5 protein-coding genes are annotated in these 6571 nt (G+C 61.7%); 4 read left to right on the top strand and 1 reads right to left on the bottom strand.

Going from position 1 to position 6571, the window contains the following annotated elements:
• The first annotated feature begins 336 nt into the window (after window positions 1-336).
• The gene (locus NEZ08_RS15585) at window positions 337-2676 is read left to right on the top strand and encodes a trehalose-6-phosphate synthase (protein ID WP_298108512.1); all 2340 of its coding nucleotides are present in this window, start codon (window positions 337-339) and stop codon (window positions 2674-2676) included.
• Window positions 2677-3210: 534 nt separating this feature from the next.
• Here NEZ08_RS15585 and NEZ08_RS15580 read toward each other — a convergent pair.
• Window positions 3211-4074, bottom strand: coding sequence for a class I SAM-dependent methyltransferase (locus NEZ08_RS15580; RefSeq protein ID WP_298108509.1), 864 nt, complete (start codon window positions 4072-4074; stop codon window positions 3211-3213).
• A gap of 755 nt (window positions 4075-4829) precedes the next feature.
• On the opposite strand from NEZ08_RS15580, the gene NEZ08_RS15575 reads away from it, so the two are divergent.
• The 3 genes from NEZ08_RS15575 to NEZ08_RS15565 form a co-directional block, all read left to right on the top strand.
• The gene (locus NEZ08_RS15575) at window positions 4830-5351 is read left to right on the top strand and encodes a MarR family winged helix-turn-helix transcriptional regulator (protein ID WP_298108506.1); all 522 of its coding nucleotides are present in this window, start codon (window positions 4830-4832) and stop codon (window positions 5349-5351) included.
• Window positions 5352-5424: 73 nt separating this feature from the next.
• The gene (locus NEZ08_RS15570) at window positions 5425-5934 is read left to right on the top strand and encodes a (2Fe-2S)-binding protein (RefSeq protein WP_298108503.1); all 510 of its coding nucleotides are present in this window, start codon (window positions 5425-5427) and stop codon (window positions 5932-5934) included.
• Window positions 5931-6571: FAD binding domain-containing protein (locus tag NEZ08_RS15565; protein ID WP_298108500.1), on the top strand; the 641-nt coding region annotated here is incomplete at its 3' end. The genes NEZ08_RS15570 and NEZ08_RS15565, both read left to right, overlap by 4 nt.

Genomic DNA, 6571 nt, shown 5'->3' with positions numbered 1-6571 from the left:
CCGACTGCCAAAATTGCAAAATGGTGTTCGGAAACATGAACGGGGGCGATTTTGTTCCCCGCCTTAGCCTAAAGAACAATTTAGGTGAAAAGGATGCGGCGACCCGCAGCTGGTACCCGTGTCGCCGAGAACCGCCATAATTGTCGCGAAATCGTCCGGCATGCGTCTGTTTCTGGGGGAGTGCGAGGCTTGTTGCACCACGAAGCATTCGGGGCGCCGTGGTTTGGCTGACGGGCCGGTCTGACAACTCATCTCACAGCGTAGCAAGGTTTCGTCCGAAGCGCGTGCGGCTTCGATTCTGTCGTCGCCCCTAAATCCCTTGGAGGCCGGCTTACCGTGTCAGCATTGAGCAAATCGACAGAGTACGGCAATCGGGGATTGGATCGGCCGGAGCGCGCCGGCTGGCTGGTTCGTGGTCCATTGTTTCGCTACATCGTTTTTGCGCTGCTCGCGAGTGTGATCGCGATCTCGACCCTCACCTACCTTGCTTCGGTTATCGTGAAGGAGTGGTCGAGGCGCGATATCAGCCTCCGGTCGCGCCTTGTCTTCCGCTCCGTTCAGGGGCAGGTCGTCATCGCGTTAACATCCCGGCCGCAAATCGATCTGACTCCGGTTTTCGAGCAGATTACCGAGGATGATCGTATCCTGGCGCTCGGCTTTTGCACCGCGGACGGTCAGTTGCGGTTCGCGACCAAGGATTTCCCGAAGTCCCTCACCTGCAACGGCATCAAGTCCGGCGCGTCAGGCAGCTTGACGACGGTGACAGATGCCGGCCGGCAAATCCCGGTCAGTTCCTTCCCGGTCACGGCGCAAGGTTCAACGGGCCGGTTGCTGGTGCTGCACGATCTCAGTTACATCGACGAGCGCACGCGCGAGGCTCGCGTCTATACCCTGCTCGCGCTCATCGCGGCGACATCGAGCCTCGGCCTGCTCGGCACCGCAATCATATTCGCCATCACCCGCTCGTGGGCCCGCTCAATCCGCGGAGCCATCATCGAAGCGCACCAGGGTGCGCTTCCGGCGACGTCGAAACGCGCGGACTTTCCGATCAGCCGCGACGTCCATGCTGCTCTTGCCGAGCTTCGGTCGGAGCGTCGCTTCGCGGGTGGAATTCATGTCGAATGGTCACCCGAGACCCTGCGCCGTGTGATCGTCGAGGAATTGCCGTCGGCGCAGATTATTGTCGTCTCCAACCGTGAGCCTTACATCCACAACCGCTCCGGCGATTCGATCATCTTGCAAAGTCCGGCGAGCGGCCTTGTGGCCGCGCTTGAGCCGGTCATGCGGGCTTGCGGCGGCACGTGGGTTGCTCATGGCTCGGGAACTGCCGATCGTGAAACCACCGACGCCAACGACAGGTTGAGCGTGCCTCCAGCCGATCCGGCCTATCTGCTTCGCCGCCTGTGGCTCTCGGAGGAGGAGCAGCACGGCTACTACTACGGCTTCGCCAACGAGGGCCTTTGGCCGCTCTGCCATATCGCCTTCGTCCGCCCGACATTCCGCGAGGAGGATTGGCTTCAATATCGCAAGGTGAACGAGCGCTTTGCCAATGCCGTCGTCCAGGAAGCCGGCTGCGACGACCCGATCGTGCTCGTTCAGGATTATCATTTCGGCCTTCTGCCGGGAATGATACGCGAGCGCCTGCCCAAGGCCACGATCATCACCTTCTGGCATATACCGTGGCCCAACGCGGAAACCTTCGGCATCTGCCCCTGGCGGCAGGAGATCATCAGCGGCCTGTTGGGAAGTTCTATCCTCGGCTTTCATACGCAATTCCACTGCAACAACTTCCTCGAGGCGGCCGACCGCTTCCTGGAGAGCCGCATCGACCGCGAGCACGGTTCGGTGACCTTCGGTGGACATGAAACGCTGATAAGGCCCTATCCGATCTCGATCGAATGGCCGCCGGCGGCTCTCGCCGAGCAGGCGACCATCGCCAAATGTCGAGATGTGGTGCGCAAACGCTATTCGCTGTCGCCTGATGTTCGCATCGCCGTTGGAATCGAGCGGCTCGACTACACCAAGGGCATCCTCGATCGCATTCGCGCTATCGACGATCTGTTGAGCCGCCACCCCGAATGGGTCGGACGGCTGGTGTTCATTCAGGCCGCGGCACCGAGCCGGAGCAAACTCGGCGCGTACGGTGCGCTCCAGGCCGAGGCCGAGCGGCTGGTTTCCGAAGTCAACGACCGGCATGGGCGGGAGGGATTCCAGCCTGTCCGGCTCATCATCCGGCACCACGAACCCAGGGAAGTGTTCGAATTGTTCCGCGCCGCCGATATGTGCATCGTATCCAGCCTTCATGACGGCATGAATCTGGTGGCGAAGGAATTTGTGGCAGCGCGTGACGACGATCAGGGTGTGCTGATCCTGTCAAGTTTTGCAGGAGCCTCGCGAGAGCTTTCGGAGGCGCTTATCGTCAATCCCTATGATACGCGCGGAATGGCCAAGGCCATTCTTCAGGCGTTGTTGATGCCGGCCGAGGAGCAGCGCAGTCGGATGCGGCTGATGCGCGACCTGGTTCGCGAGCGCAACGTCTATCGCTGGGCAGCGCAGATGCTGCTGGACGCCGCGCGCCTGCGGCGACATCGCGGGATTGCCGAACTGAGCTCGACCGGCGAAGAGGGAATGAACTCGCCGGTGTCCGCACGGGCGCCGCGGCGGAAATCGGCTTAGTCAGCAGCTATGCTGCTCGCATCAATTTTGGACGGAGTTTCTGATAAGCGTTGGCCTGTGCCGGTATGCACAGCTTTCTCTCACGTTGCCCGCTACGTGCTGTTGCGGTCAATCGCACATCTGACCGCTCTCATAGCGTACTGCTTGCGGTTGCGTGCTCTGTCGGAACGCGGTACCGGGTGAAATCGTCGATACGCTGTTGCAAGCTCAGCCGCCCTGCCCGGACGCTTTTGCTGGCTTGAGCGCCTCCAAAGAGGATCGCGGATTTGCGGTCTCCTTTGGCTGCTCTCTGTTGCAGGCCAAACAGAGCGAGCGGACCACCTGCATTCGATTTATCGCTCGACGTTCATGCACATGGGGCGTTTTTTTTCTCACAATAGACGCAATAGCCCTGCGGAAGCCGCCGCCCCGGTTCGGTTGATTTCTTCATGAGCCCCCGCTCGCGAACTGAGATAACCAGATGTCTGGTGCCGCCGATCTGAAGTCCCTGAGCGAGGTCGCCGCTTGTGGCGCTGGGATCTCGGATCGGCGGTATTAGCTTGGCGGGGATACGATCCCGCTCAGGTTCGCCCGATTAACGTCGGCGGCCGGACGAGACACGAACAGCTCGGCATGGTAACGACCCTCAGCCTCCTTGCCGGCCGGATCGAGGCCCCGCGACTCGAGCAGGCGCAATGCTTCGTTGGCCTCCGTCTCGTCCCGAAATCGGCGCTGCATGAACGTGACGCCCTCAAGGCGCTCTGTGGCAAGTCCGTGATGACGGGCCGTCTCGGCGATGCCGGTGTAATCAAAGAGCCGGAGCACGAACGACGCGATCCAGGGTGCCTGGCCAGGGGGGAAGACCTGCAGGATTTTGGCGAATGTCTTCTCCGAGACGTATCCGACCGCGCCGGTCGAAACAATCAAGTCGACTGTACGCAGAACGGACCGGGCCCGTTCACGGGGAGAGTTGGTCTCAAGATCGACGACCAGGCCTTCCTCGATCAATCCGACCCTTTGGGCATAGGCAATCGCCTCCGGAGAGCGATCCAGACCGATGAATCGCATGTCGCCGCGTGGAGGCCAGCTCGCGTAGTAATGCGAGTCGTACCAGGCGAGCCCATCGGAATTCTGCACCTGAAGAGCTGGTTTGGCATAGCGGCAGCGCAACTCATCCATGCTCAGGCCGCTTCGCATCACCGCCGACAGGATGCCGTAGGAACAACCGATATCGAGGATCGTGATCGGGCGGCCTGTTGATTGAATAAGACGGTCTGCGAGTTGAAGCAGTATCGGGCCGGCGATTTCGGGAATTACGTAGTCCAGCCCGCCCATTACGCTAAAATATCGGCGGGGATCACTCGCTCGATAGATATCGTGAAAATCAGCCTTGATGGCATTGGCCGACGACAAGCGCATATTGCAGACGTCCCCCAGCAAATCTTTCGGCGACCTCGAGAGGGCCACCGACAAATCGCTTGTTTGCCCGCTTAGGGAGGATTCGGCTGTCCATGAAGTGTAAGGATTTTATAAAGATCGCCCGCCCCCCAAAATAGGCAGATCCGCGGCACGATCAGGATCAGGCCGGACACGCTACGCGGCACGCGAAAGCCGCGTTGCAGCCCGCCACCCGAACAGCTTGATGCGTCACGACGCGAGAAGGCATTCCCGTTTTCTCCGCAGAGACGGCTTACGGCGCGATTCGAAAAATTCCGCTTGTGCCGTCGGGCAAATCACTGGCACATCTCGGCGCGTCCCGGCCTAACCAGAGGGGCGTACGCGTCGTCACGGACGTTGGCCCGGGATGCGGTGGACGCGAAACGCGCATCAGACGAATGCGCGTTTGAGCGGACGGCGAAGTCGTGTGGTCCTGGCTTCTCGATGCTGAAGTCAAGTCGGCATGGATGCTTTCGCATCCCGCCGGCGATGGTGACAAGAAAGCCCGATCACCAGGGGGAGCCCGAAGCAGCCGTTAAAACCATTCGCGCAAGGAAGGTCGGATCGCTCGACCTCACCTGTGGTCACGACCTGCGTGCTTTTTTTGCACGCGAACCGCGGGTGCGGAGAACGCCCGCCCTTCCCTGCGCCCTCGGCTTTTCGAGGGTCGTCGAGAACAGAACTCGGGCAGAACGTGTGTCGCGAGAAGGCGAAGCCATGGAAAAAGAGCATGCCGCATGCAACCTGGTTGTTCACCCGGCATGCGACTGTTCCCGCGCGGCGCCGTGCTGGCGCCGGAGGAGCCAACATGCTTTGCTACGGCGATGACCGAACCGACCCAGGAACAAGTTGAGCAGCTCACGCGTGCGTTCGCACGGTTCACGCGCCGCTTCAAGGTGGCCGACGCGGCGGCCGCCGCAGACAACGCGCTCAATGCTCTTGATGCCGAGACGCTGGTGTTCGTCGGCGACAATCCCGGTTGCGGCATCGGCGACGTCGCCCGCTATCTCAAGGTCGCCATGACGACCATGTCGTCAGCGATCGACCGGCTCGTCAAGAAGGAATTGATCGAGCGGCGCCGACCCGAAGACGACCGCCGGTCGGTCGCGCTGAAGGCGACGGCCAAGGGACGGCGGGCGATCCAGGACCACGTTGCCGGTTACCGCCAGGCCTGCCGTGCCATGCTCCGTTCGCTCGATCCGGGCGAACAACGCGAGTTGATCCGGCTTTCTGAAAAAATTGCGGACTCCGAAACTTGAATATTACGATTTTCGTACTATCCTGATTTTCCTCCCCGGCTCGCTTGGAGGCCGGCTGCAACGGAGGTGCCACATGGCGATCGTCATCAACGGGACGGAATATCCGGTACCTGACGACCCCCGGGTATCTTTGCTCGACCTGCTGCGGGAGCGGCACGGCCTCACCGGCACGAAGCTCGGCTGCAATCAGGGCGGCTGCGGCGCGTGCACCGTCATCATCGATGGCGCACGCGTGCTGTCCTGCCTGACGCTGGCGGTGCAGGCTGACGGGCGTGAAGTGCGAACCATCGAGGGCCTGGCGGCCAACGATCACGACCTTCATCCGCTACAGCAGGCCTTCATCGAGCATGACGGCTTCCAGTGCGGTTATTGCACGCCCGGCCAGATCTGCTCGGCCATCGCGATGGTTTCGGAATTTCGAAGAGGCGACCCCAGTTATGTGACCGCCGATCTCGCAGAGGGCCCGAAAGGCGTGACCCGTCAGGAGATCCGCGAGCGCATGAGCGGCAATTTGTGCCGGTGCGGCGCGCATAACGGCATCGTCGAAGCGATCGAAGAGATGTTGAGCGGGGAAAGCGCATGAGGACATTCGACTATCGGCGCGCCGCGCACCAGGCCGAAGCGCTCGCGCTCGTTCAGGCGGACCAGAGCCGCTACCTCGGCGGCGGCACCAACCTGGTCGACCTCATGCGGCAGAACATCGAAGCGCCTGCCGCATTGATCGACGTTTCCCGCTTGCCTGCCACGATCGAGGATACGCCAAATGGTGGCCTGCTGATTGGAGCCGCGGCCCGCAACAGCGCCGTTGCCGCGCATCCTGCCGTCCGGACACGCTATCCAATGCTGTCGCGCGCTTTGCTCGCGGGCGCCTCGGCCCAGATACGAAACATGGCGACCGTCGGCGGCAACATCCTGCAACGGACGCGCTGCGCCTACTTCTACGACGCAGCCGGATCTCACTGCAACAAGCGCGAGGCGGGTGCCGGCTGCGATGCCATCACGGGTTTCAATCGTTATCACGCCATTTTCGGAGCGTCGGAACATTGCATCGCAACGCATCCCTCGGACATGTGCGTGGCGCTTGCCGCGCTTGATGCGACGGTGCATCTCGCAAGCGGCGACGGCGAGCGCCGTGTCGCGCTGCTCGACTTCCATCGATTGCCCGGCGATCACCCGGAGATCGACACGGCCTTGCGGCCGGGCGAACTGATTACCGCGAT

It is taken from the genome of Bradyrhizobium sp., assembly GCF_027451485.1.
In the GTDB taxonomy this organism is placed as follows: Bacteria; Pseudomonadota; Alphaproteobacteria; order Rhizobiales; family Xanthobacteraceae; genus Bradyrhizobium.
Note: the sequence above shows the minus strand (reverse complement) of the source record. Positions and strands in the feature narration are given on the sequence as shown.

Coding starts and splice junctions, on each gene's coding strand:
- NEZ08_RS15570 (WP_298108503.1), top strand. CDS start 5,425: ATGGCGATCGTCATCAACGGGACGGAATATCCGGTACCTGACGACCCC.
- NEZ08_RS15575 (WP_298108506.1), top strand. CDS start 4,830: ATGCAACCTGGTTGTTCACCCGGCATGCGACTGTTCCCGCGCGGCGCC.
- NEZ08_RS15580 (WP_298108509.1), bottom strand. CDS start 4,074: ATGCGCTTGTCGTCGGCCAATGCCATCAAGGCTGATTTTCACGATATC.